The organism is Roseivirga sp., assembly GCF_965216855.1.
In the GTDB taxonomy this organism is placed as follows: Bacteria; Bacteroidota; Bacteroidia; order Cytophagales; family Cyclobacteriaceae; genus Roseivirga.
Window position 1 is genome coordinate 3,369,094 of record NZ_OZ244204.1, and the last position, 21,079, is coordinate 3,390,172.

A 21,079-nucleotide genomic window follows, 5' to 3' on the forward strand; every position below is an offset into this window, starting at 1 on the left:
TAAAGAACACCCTACCGCTTATTAAATAATTTAGAAGTTAAGGTTAAGGAAAATTGAAGGAGTTCTGTCCAGCAAAACTATGTTACGGTAAAGGTCAGTGGGGAAGAGAGTGTTAGGGTCTCCGCTAATGGCTCTCTCAATTTCATCTCTTTTGAGTCTCTTGCTATGAATATTGGTCCGGTTATATAGGTTTAGAATCGACAGGCCTATTTCACCCTTCATGTGCTCATTTTCAAATTTCAATGCGACAGAAATATCCAGTCGATGGTAATCAGGTAGTCTTTCCACTCTTTTCTGATTGTTGAGTACTTCATAATTGATTACCTCACCCTGGTTGTTTCTGATGAGATTAATAGCTGGTCTGTAGAATGGCTTGCCACTTCCATAAATCCAGGTGGCTGAGAAATTCCATTGAGGTAATTCCACAATGTTCACCAGTTTCAATTCATTCCTCTGATCTTCACGGGAAGCATATAGCTCATTACCATTTATGTTGTCGAAACGATTGAGTGCCTGACTCCTGGTGTAGGCAATCCATCCCTGATAATTCCCAAATCTTTTTTGAAGTAACAGGTCAATGCCCTCAATGTCACTTGATCCCTGGGTAATATTTTGCTCGGGGCTTCTTAACTGTCGGTTAGGATCGTAGACATGTGAAATATTATACTCGGTAAGACCTGATACCTTCTTTCTGTAATATTCAACATCGAAAGTCAGATCGTTTTTTTCATACTGGAAGCCAGCGATATAATGATCGGACTCCATGACAGGTAGTCTTCTTCGTCCGGGCTCATTTTTATCGAATGCCAGGTTCCATCCATTTTCACTGTTGGAAAATGGATCGTCATAGACCTCTTCCCTCATAATTTGGTAATATCTTCCGGTGGTGGCCTTTAACTCCAGGTGAGGAGTAAGGCGGTAGATGAATGCAAGCCGTTGACTGAAGTAGCCTTCATTGCTTACGTCTGTCAGACTGTATCTGCCACCTATTCTAATTTGTAGTTTCTGACTGAGTAACAGGTTGTCTGATATGTAGGCTGAGAAGATATTCCCTCTTTGAGTTGGGTTTATATTGCCTCCGCCACCAGTAGAGCCCATCATGTCGCGAATGTTGGTTAAGCTATAAACTTCCAGGTTGGAAAGGTTAATGCCTGCATTAATGTTGTGTTTGCTACCCAGAGTGATTTCATTTCTAAAGTTGAATTGAAAGTCCTTCACTGAGTTGTTTCTATTAACCTCATAGAGATTGGTGAGGTCTCCTGTTTGGTTTCTTCTTTCATCGTTGTAGAAATAATCGAAAAAATGCTCTGAGTAGGCTGCCTGAATACTGGAGTAATACCTTCTGTTCCAGTTTCTTGACCAGATAAAACCAACCCCTGTATTCCCCCAGTCGGCCGATTCCTGATAGCTGTCAATCTGGTCAATGCTACCTGGATTGTTTGGGTCACTTCGAGTTACAATATCGAAATCTGTGTCCAGGTTATCTTTTCCCTGATAGAGACTGAGGCTAATAATGTCCCTCGTTGATATTTTATAAGAGGCTTTGAAATTGAGGTCATAGAAGTGAAAGTCGGGACGGATGAAATCATTTTCGCTGGCTACTCCACCAAATGCCTGCTGGCTGACCTGGTTAGATTTGTTCCGGTAATTGCTGTAGAGATTTTCAAAGAGATTGCTACGTATAATATCGGTATAAGCTCTTCTTCCACTAATATGAATAGCACCTCTTCCACTGGCAAAGGGAAGATTGGCACTCATTCTGGCGCTCAATAAATTAATTCCAAAGGAATAATGGGGTTCATTGAAGTTACCTGTAGTACCGGTAATATCTACTACACCAGAAACTCTTCCACCATATTTGGCTCCATAGCCACCCTTATAGACTTGAATGTCTCTTACGGCATCTGCATTAATGGCGCTGAATACTCCAAAAAAGTGATCCAGTCGATAAATCGTAAATCCATCAAAAAGAACCAGATTATGGGCTGAAGGGCTATTCCTAATGGTAAGTGCTGAAGAAGTCTCGTCAGATCCACCGATTCCCGGTAGGAATTGTAAGGATCGAAAAATATCCAGTTCTCCTAAACTAGGTAGGGCTGACAGGTTGTTAGGGTCTATTGTAATTTGCGAGATTTCATCTCCATACTTTACTGTTGTATGCTTGTTGTCTACCACTGTAAACTCAGACAGATCAAGTGCACTTTCCTGCATCATGATTTTTAGTGTCTGTTTACTATTACCCGGCTGTAATTTTATGACCTCTTTTTTATACCCCAGGTAGTTCACCACAATAGTGCTTGTGTCAGTCGGAACTTGTGGTAAGGAGAAATAACCGTCTTTATTAGTAATAACTCCTCGATTAAGTCCATCTATACTCACAAGGGCGTTAGGGAGGCTTTCTCCGGTAGTAGCATCCTGAACCAGTCCAAAAACAGTAATATCAAAAAGACTAGGTGTGTTAAGGTCCAGGTTAACCTCTTTGGGAATGAGGATAATTTTGTCGTTCAATAACTGATAATCTATTCCCTTATTCTGAAGTATGTTGTTAAGAAATTCGGTTACGGGTTTGTCTCTGAAAGATCCGGTGACTGTGGTTCCTGTAATGAGTGCATCGTCATATGCTATTTTCAGGTCGTACTTATTTTTCAGGATTCTGAGTACTCGTGATAGAGAGGTGTTCTGGAAATCTTCTGAGATTTTTATGGAATTAACATCCTGAGCCAAGCTGATTTGGCTGCAAATCAAGAAACATATTAATAACCTGAGTATTCGCACTATTCAATGGTTATCTGACTACCGTTTGTATGAATGCTGAGTCCCATAGGTACAAATACAAGCTGCAATGCTTCGGTTTGGTTGGCTTTGCTAAAATAGCCTGAGTAGAAACGTTCTTTAATATCTGTATTCACTATGATTTGAATATTGAATTGTCTTTCCAGTTCCTCAATAACCCTTTTCAGAGGTTCTCCTTCGTAATAGAAACTGCCATCTCTCCAGGTAGCGGTTTCCTCTTCGTTGAACAAATGCTTTGTCAGTTTTCCTTTAACGAATTGGCTTTCCTCGCCATGGGTTAGTAGAACGCTCTGTTCACTTAAAGCTACTTCGACCTTACCTTCAAATACGGAAACTTTGAGATCATTGGACCTATTATAGACATTAAAACTAGTGCCAAGAACAGTGACTGTTGAGTTTTCATTGGCCACTCTGAACGGAGGGCCGGGAGTCACTTCGAAGAAAGCTTCTCCATTCAAGGACACCTCTCTGTTATTTGTAAAGCCTCTCTCCCGGTATGTGATTTCGGTTCCGGAGTTCAGCGTGATTTTTGAATTGTCTGGCAGCGTTACACTCAGTAGTTCACCGGCTGCTGCCCTTTTTGTAATAAGTTTAGCCTGGTTAAAAAAGCCAAAGTAGGCTATAATGAGAACGGCAGCTGCTACAGCAGTCCATTGCCATTTAAAGTTTCTCTTTTGTGTTTGAGGGACGATAATTTGCTCATTCTCCTTTGACTCGGTCTGAACGCGAGATAGGATTGTTTGCCAGGCATCTTCTTTTTCTCTGCCTTTTGGTGTATCCAGATTTTCAGTGAAAGCAATTGTCTTCTCCATCAGCTCCTTTTCTTCAGGAGAGAGTTCATGGTTGAGCCAGTCTTTAATGAGTTTGTCTTCTTTCACTAATCTAAAGTAGTTTAAATTTTGTATTTGATGTGCTCTCTAATGTGGTTTAAAGCGCCATGCATTCTTTTCTCAACGGCTTTAACACTCAGCTCAAGTCTCTCGGCAATTTCCTTATAGGTCATTTCCTCAATCCTATTCATTAGAAATACCTCTCTTTGCTTTTCAGGCATGGCACCAATCACACGCTCTAATTCTACCTTGAACTCCTTTTCCTCCATTTGGAATTCAGGTGACTGTTCTTCTTGCTGGTTTTTGTTCTTCTCGGCAAAATTCATAACCACTTTGTCGTGTCGGATTTTGTTGAGTAGCATATTATTGGCAATGGTATAGAGATAGCTCTTGACCGTTTCGTGTTGAACATCCTCGCGTTTATCCCAGAGCTTCATAAAGACATCTTGAGTAATGTCTTCACTTAAGTCAATATCCCCCGATTTGTAATACAAAAAGTTCTTGATAGGGGTGTAATACTGGTCAAAAATGCTCTTAAATTCGGAAAGAGTCATGAGGAGGTAAGACTTTCGCTAAAGATAAAGAAAAATAGATTCCGTGGTAATTGTCTGAAATACTGAGTGTTTAAAATTTTTCAGAAATATTTTCTCAAGGCCATTTGCAATATTGAAAAGCGGTGCTACCTTTGCACTCCGATTTACACAAAAGCAGTTCAATAACAGCAGTAAATTAGGAAAAGGGCGCTTAGCTCAGTTGGTTCAGAGCACCTCGTTTACACCGAGGGGGTCGGGGGTTCGAATCCCTCAGCGCCCACAAACCCAGTCAGAAACGGCTGGGTTTTTTTATTGCTCGGCAACGGCTACTCCTACAAAAGAATCAGCAGTACCATAATACATAAACCATTTGCCTTGATAGGGGATTAAGGCTTCCAGGAAAGTAGTGCCAGCTGCGTATTGACCGGTGGTTTCATGTGGGAGAGTAGGACAAATAAAGGGTTCATCCAGTCTCGTGATAAATTTCGATGGATCTTTCAGATCGAACAGGGCCTGACCACCACAGTAGGTACCTTTGGCAATATCTGGATCGGCAATATCACCCTCATCGTTTTTCCCATTGTAAATAAGCAGGATGCCCTGGTCTGTAAGTAAGGCAGGGGGGCCAGGTTCAGTCAAAAAACTATCGAAGAAGCCAGGTCTTGTATCCATCACTATGGCTAATTGATCGCCATCGGTTAATGGTGTCCAGTTGATCAGATCTTTTGACCAGGCCAGGTTAACACCTCTTTCTCCGAAATACATCCAGTATTTGTCATTGATTTTCGAGGCAATCAGTTCGCTACCTTTTCTCTCAGTTACAATAGAGCCTGATTTACTCCATGTATTCACGAATTTCCCATTGAAGGCATTGAGTAGGGCAGGCCCATGCTTGGTCCAGTTTTTAAGATCTTTGCTGGTGGCTATCGAAAGTCTGGCTACATCCTGATTCCAGGAAGTATAAGTCATGATATATTGTCCGTCAGGTGATTTGACTACTCTGGGGTCTTCACATCCACCAGGGTAGTCCCATTGTAGACTGGTGGAGTCTGGGTAGAGAACTGGCTTTTCGAACTTATTGAAGTTCATTCCATCGGTACTCCAGGCCAGTCCAATTCTTGAGGTTCTCCCTCCCAAATAAGCTTTTGGGTTGTCTTCAGCACGAAAGAATATGAACACAGTATCATTTCTGACGATTGCTGCAGGATTAAATACATCAGCTTTTTGCCAGGCCACCAAAGTATCGGATAGTGGGTCTTGAAATTCGTATTGTCCATCCGCTTTTAGAATAGGATTGAACTCAGGTTTTTCAAAACCAGTAAGCCAGGCTGATTCCTGTTCGCTGGAACAGCTAAGAATAAAAAATACCAGAAGGAGGGATAAAAAATATTTCATCCCAAAAAATAGACATTTTAAAGATCAGAAGGAATGCGTTTTACTACTTCCTTAAAGCCATCTGAATGAACATCGCCCGAAACTACCAGGGTGCCTTTTATTCCTTCTTCACTTTCCAGAGCGTAGAGCGTAGATTCATCTCCCGGATTTGTCATTCCGTCAAACCGATACCTATGCTTTATTCTAAGGTGGTTTGGAGCTATTATCTTACCTGAAGAAATCGCTTTAAGTCCTTTGTCAGACAGTTTGAATTGCTCTTTATAGCCTTTGCTGTTTAATTGATCCATTACTTGTGACAGAGTTGTTTCATTCGTTTTCATCATACTTTCTCAACAACTCAGACTCTTCAATGTTTATATCTGTGAACCGGGAGAACTTAAGGCAATCCGAAAAGGAAAAAGAAATCGTAAATAGAGGCATGCAAATTAGTGTTATCATTCCTACCCTCAATGAAGCCGCTATTATTCAAAAGCAAGTAGAGTCAATAAGGGCTAAGGCAGGTGAGAATTTAGTGGAAATTATAGTTGCTGATGCCCACAGTGAAGATGGTACGGCTGATTTAGCCAGGCAGGCTGGTGCTCAGGTAATAATGGTAGAACGTTGTTGCAGAGCCAGACAAATGAATGAAGCAGCACAAGTAGCCAGGGGGGAGGTCCTGTATTTTGTGCATGCAGATTTGACTATACCAGACAGTTTTGTGGAGGATATAAGGGAGGGTGTTCGACAAGGGTATTCATACGGATGTTATCAGGTTGAATTTGATAGACCGGTGAAAGGCTTGAAGTTCAATAGCAGTCTTTCCAGGTATCAGGGAATATTTTTCCGCGGTGGAGATCAGACACTGTATATGACCCGTAAATTTTTCCGGAAGATTGGTGGATTCGATAGCGACACGGTCATTATGGAAGATTATGAGATCTTATTAAGAGCCAGAAAATATGAGAAAATTAATATCATGCCTGCCAAGGTGATTATCTCGGCCAGAAAGATGGAAGAAAACAACTATTTCAGGACAAATGTGATCAATGTGCTGGTTTTCACGCTTTTTTTTCTTGGTGCATCACAAAAAACGTTGGTCAACATATACAGTAAGCAGGTGAAGGGCTCCAAGTACCGCATGTAGAAATACCTTATAATTTGTGGGGAGTATTTTTTTTAAAAGGGAACATTTAGCATATTCAAGAAGGGCTGCTAAGTAGGGAATGTATCGCAGGGAAGCCCGCCATCAACCTTAATGTATATGAACGTACTTCTTAGCTATCCCATCTTTCCTACAAGTTTCTGGTCATTTGAAAAAGCCGTACAGGGTATCGGTAAAAAGGCCTTTATGCCGCCACTCAGTTTAGTTACAGTAGCTGCACTGCTTCCTCAAGAGTGGAACTTCAGACTGAAAGACCGAAATATTGAGCCTGTAACCGAAGAGGACTGGGAATGGGCCGATATGGTTATGTTTTCTGGAATGATCGCTCAAAAGGAGGACTTCCTTGGGCAAATCAGAGAGGCTAAGAGAAGAGGAAAGCCCGTAGCAGTAGGAGGACCATATGCTACATCTCTTCCTAATGAGATGCTTTCGGCAGGGGCTGATTTCCTGGTATTAGATGAGGGAGAGTATACTGTCAATCTTTTTGTCGAAGCCCTGAACAGGGGAGAAACTTCGGGTATTTTCAGGTCTAAAGATAAACCTGATGTCACGCTCAGTCCGGTTCCCCGATATGATCTGCTACAGTTAGATGCCTATTTCCTTATGGCTATTCAATACTCCAGGGGATGTCCTTTCCGCTGTGAGTTCTGTGATATTATCATCCTGTACGGCCGAAAGCCGAGAACAAAGACTTTCAGTCAGGTACAAGCCGAATTGGACCTGCTGTTCGAACTAGGATGGCGAGGAGGAATCTTCTTTGTGGATGATAACTTTATCGGTAATAAACGTACCGTAAAACCATTTCTTGAAAAGCTCATTGATTGGCAGACCACAAATGGTTACCCGTTTAGCTTTACCACTGAGGCGTCTATTGATATGGCTCATGATGATGAACTCCTGGATCTGATGGTAATGAGCAAGTTCTCGACCGTGTTTATTGGCATTGAAACACCTGATACTGATAGTCTGGCTCTTACGCTGAAGCATCAGAACAACCGTCAGCCAATGAATGAATCTCTGGAGAAAATAGCGAAATCGGGTTTGAGAATTATGGCCGGATTCATCATAGGCTTCGATGACGAAAAGAAGGGGGCGGGAGAAAGAGTTTTCCAGTTTGCCACAGAGAATGCCATTCCGGGTGTAACTTTCAGTATGCTACAGGCATTACCAGGGACAGCATTATGGGATAGACTGAAGGAGGAGGGCAGACTTTTAGATGATGCCAATCTCAACCAGACCACCTTGCTGAATTTTGTACCAACAAGACCTGTAGAGGAGATTGCTGAGGAATATGTAGAAACATTCTGGAAGCTCTATGAACCAAAGATTTATCTGAAAAGGGTGTTTGATCACTTCATGATGGTTGGTCAGGCCAAAGTGCATCGAGATCAGGAGATCAGGAAAAAACTGGCCAATCAGCATAAGACAGATTTTGATTTTAAAGGGGTTCTTTTTGGGCTGAAGATGTTGCTCAAGCTAGGCTTCATCAGAAGTACCCGTTTTGTATTCTGGAAGTATCTCTATTTGATGTTCAGGAAAAATCCTGGCGGTATTGGTAACTTCCTTTCTTTTGCCGCCTTTATGGAACACTTTATCCCTTACAGAAAGATGGTGAAACTGGAAATTCAGGAGGCACTACAAGCGAGAATCGATGGTAAAGTGAAAGCCCTTGAAACTGAAATTGAACTCTCTGAAGAATATGTGAAGGATGTAGAATGGTATAAGGCGAGCTAATCAGGGCTTGCCTTAATAAATGTGTCAATTATTCTTATCTAGTTCTGCAATAAGCGTTTTGTCGGTCATCTCTTTTTTTACTTGCTGAAATTCTTTATCCAGACCTTCGCATTTATAACAGAAAGCTTGAATGTATTTGACAAATTCTTTGATTATATCAGATTGATTATCATCTATTTTTTCAATCTTTTTTAATGCCTTTTTAGAATGGCCTTCATAGGCCAGGTTCAGTATCATATTCAGGTCAGATAGCTCCGCTATAATAGCGTCTTTTCCCTTAGCAGACTGTCGCAAATATTTATTGCTCAGGCTAAAAAGCTTGTTTGAAATGGATGCATGGTTTACCTCTCGTCCCATTTTTTGATAAGCAATGCCGAGATCATATAAAGCCTGGTCAGAGTTGTTTTCCTCCGCTAAACTAAAGGCCTCATAATATTCCTTAAGATTTGTAGGTAATGACTCAATGGCTGAAAGGAATTGCTCTGGTCCTGCATACCCCGTTCTGTCCCATAATATTTGTTCATCCACAGTGACGATCATTACCCTTGGTATTCCTCTTACATTAAATTTAATCGCCAGAAATGTTTCCAGGTCAACATCTAACTTGTATCCAATGAAGTTGTCTGAAATCTCTTCCATTTCTTCTGAACTCCAGAGGTCTAAGTCCATTTTGGCGCAAGGACCACACCAATGAGCCCAAAAATCGATGAGTATGAGCTTTCCTTGTGCTCTGGCTGCTTCTTTTGCCTCTCCAAAATCGTCATGCCAATCGATTTGGGCGTGGGCTGTGGAATTCAGTAAAATGGACAGGCATATAAAAAGTAATGATCTCATATTTATTTATTAAGAATAAAAATAAATTTAAATAATTATAATATTAAAAAACTATATGAGCAAGCATTAACAAAAAAAGCAGTCTGAGAGGACTGCTTTTCAATTAGATATTTAATTCTTCACTTAGCCGAGAGAAGCTAACTTTTCTTCCAACACTTTAATCTTAGCTTCGGCATCGGCTAGTTTCTTTTTCTCATTGACCACTACCTGCTCAGGAGCTCCATTGACAAACTTCTCATTGCTAAGTTTTTTCATGACGCTATTGAGGAAGCCTTTCGTGTACTCAAGCTCCTTAGTGATTTCTTCTTTTTCAGCCGCAACATCAATAGAGCCTTCAGGCAATGGCAGATAGAACTCATCTGACTTAATGACAAAGCTCAGCGCATTCTCAACTTTGGCTTCAGTGAATTTCAGTTCATCGATGTTGGCCACTTTTCTGATCACTCCTGCAAAGCGTTGGTATGCTTCCTGTTCATTAGCTCTGATAAACAGATCCAATGAATCCTTGGGAGAAATACCTTTACTGCTTCTCACATTTCTGATTTGAGAGATCAATTCAAAGGCCTTTTCAGCGTTTTGAGTAAGCCTCTCATCAGTGCCTCCAATTATTGGCCAGGCCGATACGATGATATCCTGGTCAATACCCCGATCTCTTAACTCACTCCATATTTCTTCAGTGATGAAAGGCATGAATGGATGAAGGATTTTCATGATCTTCTCGAAGAAATTCAATGTCACTTCATAAGTAGCCGGATCGATAGGTTCACCATAAGCTGGCTTAATCATTTCCAGGTACCATGAACAGAAGTCATTCCAGATGAGCTTGTAAGTAGACATCAAGGCATCCGAGATTCTGAATTTATTGAAGTGATCTTCAATCTCAGCTAAAGTTTCGTTGAACCTTGAGTCGAACCACTGAATGGCCACTGTATTTTCCCCAGGTGTTGAATTACCTTTCACTTCCCATCCTTTTACCAGACGGAATGCATTCCAGATTTTATTGGCAAAGTTTCTTCCCTGTTCAACCAGCTTCTCGTCATACAACAGGTCATTACCTGCCGGTGAGGAGAAAAGCATACCTGTTCTGACTGCATCGGCTCCGTAATCCCTAATCAAATCCAATGGGTCTGGAGAGTTACCGAGTGATTTAGACATTTTTCGCCTTTGTTTATCGCGAACAATACCCGTCAGATATACATGCTTGAAAGGCTTTTCGTCCATGTATTCATATCCTGCGATAATCATTCTGGCTACCCAGAAGAATAGAATCTCAGGCGCTGTTACCAGAACTGAAGTAGGATAGAAATAGTCGAGGTCAGCATTTTTACCTTTGATGATTTTGCCGGTTTCTTTATCGAAACAACCATCATTGAAGCCATCGAAAACAGCCATTGGAAAAAGCCATGAAGAGGCCCAGGTATCCAGTACATCTTCGTCCTGATGCAGGTCTGCCGCAGTCAGGTCATTCGTTCCTGATTTTTGTCTGGCCAGTTCCACTGCTTCTTCGAGGCTTTCTGCTACTACAAAGTCGTCATCACCCTCTCCATAGAAATAGGCCGGGATTCGCTGCCCCCACCAAAGCTGACGTGAGATACACCAATCCCTTACATTCTCCATCCAGTGGTTGTAGGTATTCTTGAACTTCGAAGGAAGCAATTCCACCTCGTCATTCATAACTACTTCATGAGCAGTTTTTGAAATGTCTTTCATGTTGATGAACCACTGCAAAGAAAGTTTAGGCTCAATCACGGTATCGGTTCTTTCAGAACGACCGATTTTTGTAGTAAACTCTTCAAAACCCATCAGGTAGCCGGCCTCATCCAGGTCTTTGATGATTTGCTTGCGAACGGCAAAACGATCCATACCAACGTAGGCAGGAACCTCACATTTTTCATTCAATGTACCATCGAGGTTGATGGTGTCTATCACGTCCAGGTTATGTCTTTGGCCTATTTCATAATCATTAGGATCATGTGCAGGCGTCACCTTCAGACAACCGGTACCGAATTCAATATCTACATAATCATCGCCAATGATTGGAATTTCACGATTGATGAAAGGTACCAGGGCTTTCTTACCGATCAGATGTTTGAAACGATCGTCTTTCGGGTTAACAGCAATACCCGTATCACCCATAATGGTTTCAGGACGCTGAGTAGCGATGATTACTTTTTCATCAGAATCTTTAATGCTGTATTGAACTTTGTAAAGTTTAGATACTTCCTCCTTGTCAGCATAGATTACCTCTTCATTTGAAACGGTGGTTTGGGCTTCAACATCCCAGTTGACCATTCTCCAGCCACGGTAGATATAGCCCTTCTTATACAGGTCTACAAATACACGGATAACGGCTTTGTAATAGGCATCATCCATGGTGAAAGCAGTTCGATCCCAATCGCATGATGCTCCTAGCTTTTTAAGCTGCTCAAGAATGATTCCTCCGTATTTTTCTTTCCACTCCCAAGAGTGTTTCATGAATTCATCACGGCTCAGATCAGACTTCTTAATGCCCTTCTCACGTAACATTCTTACTACTTTAGCTTCAGTAGCAATAGAGGCGTGATCGGTACCAGGAACCCAGAGGGCTTCCTTGCCTTCCATTCTGGCCTTACGGATGAGTACGTCCTGAATAGTGTTATTCAGCATGTGGCCCATGTGCAATACGCCTGTCACGTTTGGAGGAGGAATGACTATTGTGAATGGCTCCTTTTGTGGATTGACTTTGGCCTTGAAATAGCCCTTGTCCATCCAGTGCTGATACCATTTGTCTTCAACCTGTTGCGATTCGTATTTACTTGAAAGTGACATAAAAGTGTACTGCTTGAAATTGAGGTGCAAAAATAGGTGGAAAAGCTGGAAGCTGGAAGCTGGAGGCTGGAAGATTGATAGGCTTTGCCAGTTTTGGGTTTAATGTTTAAGTCACTTTGAGTCTTGAGCTCAAAAGTTTGAACTGATTCTAACCCTCCAATTGGTAGGATAGTAGTTGTTTACCCTTTGTTGAATGCGGTTGGCCCAGCCTAATCCCAGCCCTTTGTGGGTAATGAGATTCCAGCCGTTTTCCATACTGTCAAAATCAAAGGACTCTTTGCGCAGGTAGTTCAAAGCCTCGTCCAGTTCCAGCTCAAATGTAGATACTTGTGAATGGTTAAGCTCAGTCGAAAAAGCGAGGGCTTCATGCGGAATAAGCTTCTTGCCTTTAAGACGACCCATTTCTATACCCTCAGCTACGATGTAAAGATTAGAGTTGATTTCATGAATCACATCTTTCCAGTGTTCAGGCATAGCGATAAACAGGTCGTTGTGTTTAATAAAGTCAAAGAACTCAGGGTTTTTCAACCATGGCGATATATTTTCAATTTCCTGTCTGGGGGCAAAGTTGATTGGTTTTTTAGACTTGCGTAGCTTTTTGGCCCTCCCTTCTGTTTTGGTCACGGCAGTAATAAAGAAACCCTCACCTTTGACTTTGTGCGGATAGGCATGAAAGCCATCAATTCCACTGGTTTGGGTTTTCGAAAAGCCCCAGCTATTTTCCAACTCAAGTGAAATGCCTTTGGCATCTAGCTGTTCATTCAGCCATTGAATGTTCTCTTCGTTTTCTAATGAGTTGTAAGTACAGGTTGAATAGATGAGCACTCCACCGGGTTTCAGACTTGGCCAGATATCCGCAAGAATACGCTGTTGACGTGTGGCACAAAGCTTCATTGCTTCAGGACTCCATTCTTTCATGGCTTCGGGATCTCTCCGAAAGAGACCTTCACCGGAGCATGGGGCATCCACTACAATCAGGTCGAATTGAACATTGAGCCGGTCAAAATGAGAAGGGTCATTGTTGGTAATCACTTTGTTGGGCAAGCCCCATTTGGTCAGGTTTTCGGCCAGGATGTTAGCCCGTGATTTAATTACCTCATTGGAGACCAACAGACTGCCGGAACTTAGGAGGCTTTGAATATGGGTGCTTTTTCCTCCAGGGGCGGCACACAAATCGAGAGCCAGCAGGTCTTCTTTCAGGTTAACCGACTGTTTCAAAATCTGTTCGAGCACCATTGAACTCGCTTCCTGCACGTAGTATGCCCCCGAATGAAAGTCAGGGTCCAGGGTAAAGGAAGGCCTTTCCTTTAGGTAAATTCCATTGTCAGTCCAGGGGATTTTGTGTCCCTCTAATTTGCCAGAATAGTTTTTTGAAGGATTGAAACGAATACTGGTTGGGGAATCAGTGTCCAAGGACTGAAAGAAGGCATCAGCCTCAGTGGTCAGGAGTTGCTGGATTTGGGATTGGAATGCTGTTGGGAACATTTAAGCCTTCAATTTTTCTATCAATTCAGCAAAGGAAATGATTTCAGTATCACGAATGTTTTTCAAAACTAAAAGGTCGTTGTCGCCAGTCACTAAAAAGTCAGCTTGACTATCAATTGCCAATGCAAGTAAAAAATTATCCTTATAGTCTCGGCAAATGTTTATAACAGATGTTACTTCTATGAGTTCAGCATATTCACTAAAGAGCCTCAGTAAATTCTCGACACTATTTGATGTGAAATAAGCTTTTAGTTTAGGCCTTTTTGCTACTTCAATAAACTCGTCTAAAAGCTCGTTTGAAAACACCAGTTGCAACTTCTTGGTACTCAATAAAGTCTCGATTAGTGTGTTTTTAGATATAAGAAAGCTGATCCATAGGTTGGTATCCAGAATGGCTCTCTTAGCGCTCATATCTCGACTTTCTCACAGCCTCAACTTCTTTTGTGATTTCGTCAAGGGTAATCTGCTGTTTAGAATTTGATCGGATTTGTTCCAAAATATCGGAAAGACTGGAATCTTCTTGGTTGATTTTAATGAGCTCCAAATCAGCCAAATCTTTCAATAGCTGTTTTGCCTTTGGGTTCAGTATGTCAATTCTAATTGATTCCATAATTTGAATATAAGACTTAAATCTTTAACGCTTAATATTCCTTGCGGTTATACTCCATTGAACCTAAAATTTCTAATCCTTAGATATACTAAACCTTATAAGCCGTTGAATGAATATATAACATCGGCATTAGTTTTACTTCAGATACTTTTTAAAAATATAAGGCAAGGAAAAAGCTAACATTAAAAGAAAGAATGCAGTTAAAATCAAGGAAAATCCTGCCGGGTCAAATACAACATCAATTAGATAAAGAATTGCGGCTATTGAGTAGCAGACGACAATAAGCCATGAATATCTCTTTGACTTTGAATTTATTCTCCATTGAGAATAGTAATGATGATTCGGGTCCTGTTTCTCCAGGTAAATAAATAAGTCCTCAGCCTCCTTATACTTTTTGGTTCGATTAAGTATCATACCCTTAACAAATAGGATTTGCCGCTTTAGATCATCAAGGTCTTCATCATGGATATCACAAATTAGAGATTGAATTTTCTGAATGAAATCCATGCATTTTGAATAGTGAGCCTTCTGATACAATGCATTTATGTAATGCACACAAAGCCTGAGATTTTCAAAATCGAGTTTGGGTTCACCCCAATTTCTATTGATAATTTGAATTTGGTTCTCCTCGAAATATGAGATGACCGAACCAGGGTTTTCCCAGTTTACGCCATTAATATCGGATGCCATTTTAGTCTTGAATGTTCTAACTCTGCAGGTACATACTAGATTAGAAGCTACTGATACTTTTTAAGTAAAGAATATGCATCAATAAAACGTTTATCTTCGAAATCCCTCTCAGATTGTTTTATGGCATTTTCAAGCTCCTCCTTTGTAAGATTGAAAATGTTGATATTTCCGATTTTGGAGAGCTTCTTGTTTTTTCCTCCATTTCCCATAATCAGACCTTATAAGCCGTAGAATGAATATTCTCTGAAAGTACAAAGGAACTCTGAACCTGCCCGAGGTTGGCAATGGTAGAAAGCTTAGTGAGAATAAAAGTCTCATAGACTTCCATATTCCTGACCACTACTTTTAAGAGAAAGTCAAAGTTACCGGCAATGTGATAACATTCCATTACCTCAGGGTACTGACTTACTTCATTTACAAATTTTTCCAGGTAGGAACGGGAATGTTTGGTAAGGCTTATGGAGATAAAGGCGATGAGTCTCAACCCTAGTTTTCGGTTGTCTACCAGGGCGACATACTTCTTGATGAGGTCTTCTCTTTCCAGTCTCTTTACTCTTTCAAAGACAGGTGTGGTCGAAAGGTTAAGCTGATCGGCTAGGGCCTTGGTGGTAATTCGGGCATCCTCCTGAAGGATTTCCAGTATTTTGATGTCCACAGCGTCTAGTTTCAGCATAGAATTTTATTCTAGTAGTGGCTCAAATTTATCAATTCAAAATTGATATGTTCTATAAATTAATTCATTTATAGAATGAAAGTCTAATTATATGAACTGATGTGGTTGAATAGCATAAGTTCTTTAACTTCTCCATAGATTTGCGCCAGTGTTTTCAGCGTCATTCAGAGGGAGTCCCTTAAAGGACGACCGAAGAATCTCCAACGGATGGCAGCGAGGTAAGGAAAGATTCTGCGCTGAGCTCTGAATGACGGTTAAGAAACAGCATCAACTAACCTATGGAAGATTTACTAAAGCGATTTGAAGAGAAAAGACCGGAGATTGTGTTTGAATGGCAGGATCCGGAAACTGAAGCTGAAGGATGGGTAGTCATCAATTCGCTTCGTGGTGGGGCAGCCGGTGGAGGTACCCGCATGAGAAAAGGGCTCAATAAAAGAGAAGTAGAATCTCTGGCCAAAACCATGGAAGTGAAATTTACGGTTTCAGGTCCTCCTATTGGAGGAGCAAAATCCGGTATCAATTTCGATCCGAGTGACCCGAGAAAGGAAGGTGTACTTCGCAGGTGGTTTACCGCAGTAAGCCCGCTATTGAAGTTCTACTATGGAACAGGAGGAGACCTAAATGTAGATGAAGTCCATGAGGTAATTTCCATGACGGAAGAAGCTGGAATCTGGCATCCACAGGAAGGAGTGTTCAATGGTCATTTCAAGCCCAATGAGGCATCTAAGATCAATCGCATTGGTCAACTTCGGAATGGTGTGGTAAAAGTGATTGAAAATCCCTTCTTCTCTCCTGATGTCAACCGCAAGTATAAGATTGCCGATATGATTACCGGTTACGGTGTGGCAGAAGCTGTTCATCACTACTATAATATCTGGGGTGGCGACTATAAAGAGAAGAGAGCTGTAATTCAAGGTTGGGGGAACGTAGGTGCTGCGGCAGGGTTCTACCTGGCTCAAATGGGAGTGAGCGTTGTAGGTATTATTGACCGCGATGGCGGAGTACTCAAGCAGGAGGGGTTTAGTTTGGAGGAAATACGTGAGTTCTTCCTTAACAGGAAAGGAAATCAGCTGGTGACTGATGGTATGATTCCATACGAAGAGATCAACAAGCAGATATGGGACCTGGACTTTGAGATTTTTGTACCTGCTGCCGCTTCCAGACTTATCACCAAAGATCAGGTAGACCGGATGATTGACTCTAAACTGGAAGTAATTTCATGTGGAGCGAATGTGCCTTTCAATGACCCTGAAATCTTCTTTGGCGAAACCGGACTTTATGCGGATAGTAATTTGTCTGTAATCCCTGATTTTATAGCCAATTGTGGAATGGCGCGCGTTTTTGCGTATCTTATGGAGAGGGGAGTGGCACTCACGGATGAGGCTATTTTCAGTGATACATCTCAGGTTATTGAGAGAGCACTTCAGAATGTTTATGGCATTTCTGACAAGAAAACGGGAATATCAAAACGGGCTTTAGAGCACTCTTTGAAGCAACTCGTTTGACCCCTGGTAACTCTCTTTGGAGGGTAGGGATTGATTAGAGCGTCATCCTGAATTTATTTCAGGATCTCGATCAACAGATTCCGTAACAAAACCTGCCTGTAGGCAGTCAAGTTCGGAATGACGGTAATAAGAACAATAAAAGGTAAACTATGCCATTTTATCATCACCTTGGAAAAATGCCGCATAAGCGGCACACCACCTTTAAGAAACCTGATGGTGGTTACTATTATGAGCAGCTTTTTGGTACTATCGGCTTCGATGGTATGTCGTCATTGCTGTATCATTTACAAAGACCAACTCAGGTGAAGGAGGTCCTCAAGTCTTATGATGTATCTCCAAAGATTGCTGTTGAAAAGAATATGCTCTCACTGGGGCTGCAAGGATTTGCGGTGGAGCCTAAGGCTGACTTTTTAGAAAGCCGTACGCCTGTTTTGGTGAATAGTGATTGTCATATTGTACTGGCTTCTCCGACTCAGTCATTGAGAGATTACTTCTATAAAAATGCTGATTGTGATGAGCTGATCTTTATCCATGAAGGAAAAGGAACACTAAGGACTTTGCTTGGTAACCTGACCTTCAGCTACGGAGACTACCTGATGATACCGCGAGGGATGATTTATCAGATCGACTTCGAAACAGAGCAGAACAGGTTATTTATTGTAGAGTCTCACAGACCCATCTATACACCTAAAAGGTATCGAAACTGGTTTGGTCAGATGTTGGAGCATGCGCCATTCTGTGAGCGAGACCTGAGAAGACCGACAGACCTGGAAACACACGATGAAAAAGGAGACTTCATCATCAAGGTGAAAAAGCAGGGGATGATTCATGAGTATGTCTATGCTACTCATCCATTCGATGTGGTGGGTTGGGATGGCTACAATTATCCTTATGCCTTCTCAATTCATGACTTCGAACCAATTACAGGGCGTGTACATCAGCCACCGCCAGTGCATCAGACTTTTGAAACTGATGCGTTTGTGGTTTGTTCATTCGTGCCAAGACTCTACGATTATCATCCGGAAGCAGTACCGGCTCCATATAACCATAGTAATATAGACTCAGACGAGGTGCTCTATTATGTTGATGGAGACTTTATGAGCCGTAACAATATTGAAAGGGGAATGATTACACTTCACCCTGCCGGTATTCCTCATGGCCCTCATCCGGGAGCTATGGAGCGAAGTCTGGGTAAGAAGTCAACCGAGGAATTAGCTGTAATGGTGGATACCTTTAGGCCTTTAATGGTAACTGAAGAGGCCATGAAGATTCTGACCAAAGATTATCACAAGTCGTGGTTGGAGTAGTTAAGGGGTCAACGAAACCACTAGCCCCTGAAGGGGATTTTGGTTCTTCACTGAAGAACTTCCCTCTAAAGACTGAAATTGAATGTAAAACTTGCTGATAGCATATATGACATCAGTAGAAAAGGAAAAGTAAAAAGTAAACTATAGAATATGGCAACAGAGAACGTAACCTATTCAGGAGACAAAATATTTAAGGATGCCCAGGATTTCCTTCCGATTAACGGGACGGATTATGTAGAACTATACGTAGGCAACGCGAAGCAGTCGGCTCACTTTTACAAAACCGCTTTTGGGTTTCAGTCAGTAGCTTATGCTGGTTTGGAGACCGGTTTGAAAGACCGGGTGTCTTATGTACTTCAGCAGGATAAAATCCGTCTGGTGCTGACTTCACCATTAACACAGGACGGTCCTATCAATGCACACATCAACAGACATGGCGATGGCGTGAAGGTGGTAGCACTGTGGGTTGAAGATGCTACAAAAGCCTGGGAAGAAACCACCAGTCGTGGAGCTGAATCATTTATGGAGCCGGTAAAGGAAGAAGATGAGCATGGTCATATCATCAAAAGTGGTATTCATACCTATGGTGAAACCGTGCACATTTTCGTAGAGCGCAAGAATTACAACGGTGCATTTATGCCTGGCTTCAAAGAATGGAAATCAGATTACAATCCTTCTGAAGTAGGGCTGAGATATATCGACCATATGGTTGGCAATGTCGGCTGGGGCGAGATGAACAAATGGTGTGAGTTCTATGCCAAAGTAATGGGCTTTACTCAACTGGTTTCTTTCGATGATAAAGACATCTCTACCGAGTATACCGCACTCATGAGTAAGGTAATGAGTAATGGCTCTGGCAGAATCAAATTTCCTATCAATGAGCCAGCAGAAGGCAAGAAGAAATCTCAGATAGAGGAATATATTGAGTTTTATAATGGTGCCGGAGTACAGCATATAGCGGTAGCCACGAATAACATCATTGAAACAGTTACTCAATTAAGAGCCAGAGGAGTTGAGTTCTTAAGAGTACCTGAGGTTTATTATGATGATGTGCTGGATAGAGTTGGCGAGATTGATGAAGATCTGGAGCCATTGAAAAACCTGAATATTCTGATTGATAGAGATGATGAAGGATACTTGCTTCAAATCTTTACCCGACCAGTGCTGGACAGGCCTACTATGTTCTTTGAGATTATTCAGAGAAAAGGTGCTCAGTCTTTCGGAAAAGGAAACTTCAAAGCTCTTTTTGAGGCCATTGAGAGAGAACAGGAATTAAGACAAACACTTTAATTGGTTACCGTCATCCAGAGGGAGGTACGACCGAAGAATCTCCCCGTCAAAAAGGAGATTCTTCGCTTCACTGCGTTCCGCTCTGAATGACGCACAAGAATGACATTATGATCAAAGCAAACGATCCGAAACTAAAATCCTGGGTAGAAGTACCTGCCAATTCAGACTTTTCAATTCAAAATATACCATTTGGTATATTTAAAACAGATAGCCTTGGTCCAAGAGCTGCCACAGCCATTGGTGATAAGGTACTTGACCTTTCTGTTTTGGAGGTTCACGGTTGTTTTGAAGGACTCAGCCTTCCACCCGAGACCTTTAATAAGCCTGTACTTAATGACTTTATGGGGCTCGACAAAGAGGTGACTCGTGCAGTTCGTAACCGTATTTCTGATTTGTTGGAGGCCGATAATGCAGAGTTAAGAGATAATAGTGAATTAGTGAAGCAGGCTTTCTTCGAGCAATCAGAAGTAGAAATGTGTATGCCTGTTCATGTGCCGAATTATACGGACTTCTATTCTTCGGAGCAGCATGCTTATAATGTAGGCTGTATGTTCAGAGATCCGGAAAATGCCTTGATGCCTAACTGGAAGCATTTACCAGTAGGCTATCATGGAAGAGCCTCTTCAATTGTTGTTTCCGGAACTCCTTTCCACAGACCTAAAGGGCAAACAAAGGCTGATGATGCAGCTATGCCTTCTTTCAACCCTTGTCGATTATTGGACTTTGAGTTGGAAATGGCTTTCATCACCTGTAAGGAGAATGGTTTGGGTAACTCTATTTCGACCAAAGAAGCGGAAGATTATATTTTCGGATTCGTCATTTTCAATGACTGGTCTGCCCGGGATATGCAAAAGTGGGAGTATGTGCCACTGGGTCCTTTCCTGGCTAAAAACTTTGCATCACATGTGTCTCCGTGGATTGTCACCATGGATGCTATGGAACCATTCCGTGTTTCAGGTCCGAAACAAGATCCTAAAGTTCTTCCTTACCTGGAATATGAAGGTGATTATCACTTTGACCTGAACCTTCAGGTAGCAATTCAGCCGGAAGCACAGGAGGAAACGGTTGTAGCTAATTCAAACTTCAGGTATATGTACTGGAACTGCCTGCAGCAACTGGCCCACCATACGGTGAATGGCTGTAATATGCAGATAGGAGATATGTATGCCTCTGGTACCATATCGGGTCCAACTCCTGCTGAATATGGTTCAATGCTGGAGTTATCCTGGAGAGGTTCTAAGCCAGTCTCTATGAATGGTGGCGGTGAGCGAAAGTTCATTCAGGATCATGACACCGTGATAATGAGAGGTCATGCTGAGCGTAATGGAGTGAGAATTGGTTTTGGTGAAGTGAAGGCTAAAGTGTTGCCTGCCAAATAATTAGCTATTTATCGTATCTTGACTAAAGTGTCGGCTGGCGGATGTTCAAAATCATCTTGATTCTTAGAGAAC

The 21,079-nt window shown here is 41.8% G+C and carries 19 protein-coding genes and 1 tRNA gene; 7 read left to right on the forward strand and 13 right to left on the reverse strand.

Annotated elements, in window-relative coordinates; all coding sequences use genetic code 11:
* Nucleotides 1–30: 30 nt before the first annotated feature.
* From ACOOEY_RS14950 to ACOOEY_RS14960, 3 genes are read right to left on the reverse strand one after another with little or no spacing between them, the layout of a single operon-like run.
* Entirely contained in the window at nt 31–2,724 is a 2,694-nt protein-coding gene (locus ACOOEY_RS14950) for a carboxypeptidase-like regulatory domain-containing protein (protein WP_420385530.1), read from the reverse strand.
* Between the two features lie 50 nt (nt 2,725–2,774).
* Nucleotides 2,775–3,671, reverse strand: coding sequence for a FecR family protein (locus ACOOEY_RS14955; protein WP_420385531.1), 897 nt, complete (start codon nt 3,669–3,671; stop codon nt 2,775–2,777).
* A 14-nt stretch (nt 3,672–3,685) separates the two neighbouring features.
* Nucleotides 3,686–4,177 carry an RNA polymerase sigma-70 factor gene (locus ACOOEY_RS14960; RefSeq protein ID WP_420385532.1) on the reverse strand — a complete coding sequence of 164 codons (492 nt, stop codon included), beginning with the start codon at nt 4,175–4,177 and terminating at the stop codon, nt 3,686–3,688.
* Nucleotides 4,178–4,361: 184 nt separating this feature from the next.
* Here ACOOEY_RS14960 and ACOOEY_RS14965 point away from each other — a divergent pair.
* Nucleotides 4,362–4,436: transfer RNA gene (locus tag ACOOEY_RS14965), tRNA-Val, on the forward strand.
* Between the two features lie 29 nt (nt 4,437–4,465).
* Here the strand turns inward: ACOOEY_RS14965 and ACOOEY_RS14970 are convergent.
* Both ACOOEY_RS14970 and ACOOEY_RS14975 read right to left on the reverse strand, forming a co-directional pair.
* Nucleotides 4,466–5,551, reverse strand: a complete 1,086-nt coding sequence (locus ACOOEY_RS14970) for a glycoside hydrolase family 130 protein (protein WP_420385533.1) — start codon at nt 5,549–5,551, stop codon at nt 4,466–4,468.
* Between the two features lie 17 nt (nt 5,552–5,568).
* Nucleotides 5,569–5,838, reverse strand: a complete 270-nt coding sequence (locus ACOOEY_RS14975) for a hypothetical protein (protein WP_420385534.1) — start codon at nt 5,836–5,838, stop codon at nt 5,569–5,571.
* Nucleotides 5,839–5,969: 131 nt separating this feature from the next.
* On the opposite strand from ACOOEY_RS14975, the gene ACOOEY_RS14980 reads away from it, so the two are divergent.
* Together ACOOEY_RS14980 and ACOOEY_RS14985 are read left to right on the forward strand one after the other, a co-directional pair.
* Nucleotides 5,970–6,674, forward strand: a complete 705-nt coding sequence (locus tag ACOOEY_RS14980; protein WP_420385535.1) for a TIGR04283 family arsenosugar biosynthesis glycosyltransferase — start codon at nt 5,970–5,972, stop codon at nt 6,672–6,674.
* A 117-nt stretch (nt 6,675–6,791) separates the two neighbouring features.
* Nucleotides 6,792–8,426, forward strand: a complete 1,635-nt coding sequence (locus ACOOEY_RS14985; RefSeq protein ID WP_420385536.1) for a B12-binding domain-containing radical SAM protein — start codon at nt 6,792–6,794, stop codon at nt 8,424–8,426.
* A gap of 24 nt (nt 8,427–8,450) precedes the next feature.
* Here the strand turns inward: ACOOEY_RS14985 and ACOOEY_RS14990 are convergent, their stop codons facing one another.
* The 8 genes from ACOOEY_RS14990 to ACOOEY_RS15025 all read right to left on the reverse strand — a co-directional run bounded on the left by ACOOEY_RS14990 (nt 8,451) and on the right by ACOOEY_RS15025 (nt 15,526).
* The gene (locus tag ACOOEY_RS14990) at nt 8,451–9,260 is read right to left on the reverse strand and encodes a thioredoxin family protein (RefSeq protein ID WP_420385537.1); all 810 of its coding nucleotides are present in this window, start codon (nt 9,258–9,260) and stop codon (nt 8,451–8,453) included.
* Between the two features lie 123 nt (nt 9,261–9,383).
* A complete protein-coding gene (locus ACOOEY_RS14995) occupies nt 9,384–12,068 on the reverse strand; it encodes a valine--tRNA ligase (protein ID WP_420385538.1) in 2,685 nt (894 codons plus the stop codon).
* 129 nt (nt 12,069–12,197) lie between these two features.
* Nucleotides 12,198–13,553, reverse strand: a complete 1,356-nt coding sequence (locus ACOOEY_RS15000) for a methyltransferase RsmF C-terminal domain-like protein (RefSeq protein ID WP_420385539.1) — start codon at nt 13,551–13,553, stop codon at nt 12,198–12,200.
* On the reverse strand, nt 13,554–13,964 hold the full coding sequence (locus tag ACOOEY_RS15005; protein WP_420385540.1) for a putative toxin-antitoxin system toxin component, PIN family: 411 nt from the start codon (nt 13,962–13,964) through the stop codon (nt 13,554–13,556).
* Nucleotides 13,954–14,163, reverse strand: a complete 210-nt coding sequence (locus tag ACOOEY_RS15010) for a hypothetical protein (RefSeq protein ID WP_420385541.1) — start codon at nt 14,161–14,163, stop codon at nt 13,954–13,956. The genes ACOOEY_RS15005 and ACOOEY_RS15010 overlap by 11 nt, the downstream gene beginning before the upstream one ends.
* Nucleotides 14,164–14,298: 135 nt before the next feature.
* Complete coding sequence (locus ACOOEY_RS15015; protein WP_420385542.1) at nt 14,299–14,853, reverse strand: hypothetical protein; 555 nt, start codon at nt 14,851–14,853, stop codon at nt 14,299–14,301.
* A 47-nt stretch (nt 14,854–14,900) separates the two neighbouring features.
* Nucleotides 14,901–15,062 (reverse strand): hypothetical protein, encoded by a 162-nt coding sequence (locus ACOOEY_RS15020; RefSeq protein ID WP_420385543.1) that lies wholly within the window; start codon nt 15,060–15,062, stop codon nt 14,901–14,903.
* 2 nt (nt 15,063–15,064) lie between these two features.
* Nucleotides 15,065–15,526, reverse strand: coding sequence for an Lrp/AsnC family transcriptional regulator (locus ACOOEY_RS15025; RefSeq protein WP_420385544.1), 462 nt, complete (start codon nt 15,524–15,526; stop codon nt 15,065–15,067).
* 278 nt (nt 15,527–15,804) lie between these two features.
* Between ACOOEY_RS15025 and ACOOEY_RS15030 the strand changes: the two genes are divergently transcribed.
* The 4 genes from ACOOEY_RS15030 (at nt 15,805) to fahA (ending at nt 21,007) form a co-directional block, all read left to right on the forward strand.
* On the forward strand, nt 15,805–17,031 hold the full coding sequence (locus ACOOEY_RS15030) for a Glu/Leu/Phe/Val dehydrogenase dimerization domain-containing protein (protein ID WP_420385545.1): 1,227 nt from the start codon (nt 15,805–15,807) through the stop codon (nt 17,029–17,031).
* A 149-nt stretch (nt 17,032–17,180) separates the two neighbouring features.
* Nucleotides 17,181–18,338: a homogentisate 1,2-dioxygenase gene (locus ACOOEY_RS15035; protein ID WP_420385546.1), complete on the forward strand. Its 1,158-nt coding sequence runs from the start codon at nt 17,181–17,183 to the stop codon at nt 18,336–18,338.
* Nucleotides 18,339–18,488: 150 nt separating this feature from the next.
* Nucleotides 18,489–19,628 (forward strand): 4-hydroxyphenylpyruvate dioxygenase, encoded by a 1,140-nt coding sequence (hppD, locus tag ACOOEY_RS15040; RefSeq protein WP_420385547.1) that lies wholly within the window; start codon nt 18,489–18,491, stop codon nt 19,626–19,628.
* A 107-nt stretch (nt 19,629–19,735) separates the two neighbouring features.
* Complete coding sequence (gene fahA / locus ACOOEY_RS15045; protein WP_420385548.1) at nt 19,736–21,007, forward strand: fumarylacetoacetase; 1,272 nt, start codon at nt 19,736–19,738, stop codon at nt 21,005–21,007.
* The last annotated feature ends 72 nt before the right edge of the window (nt 21,008–21,079 follow it).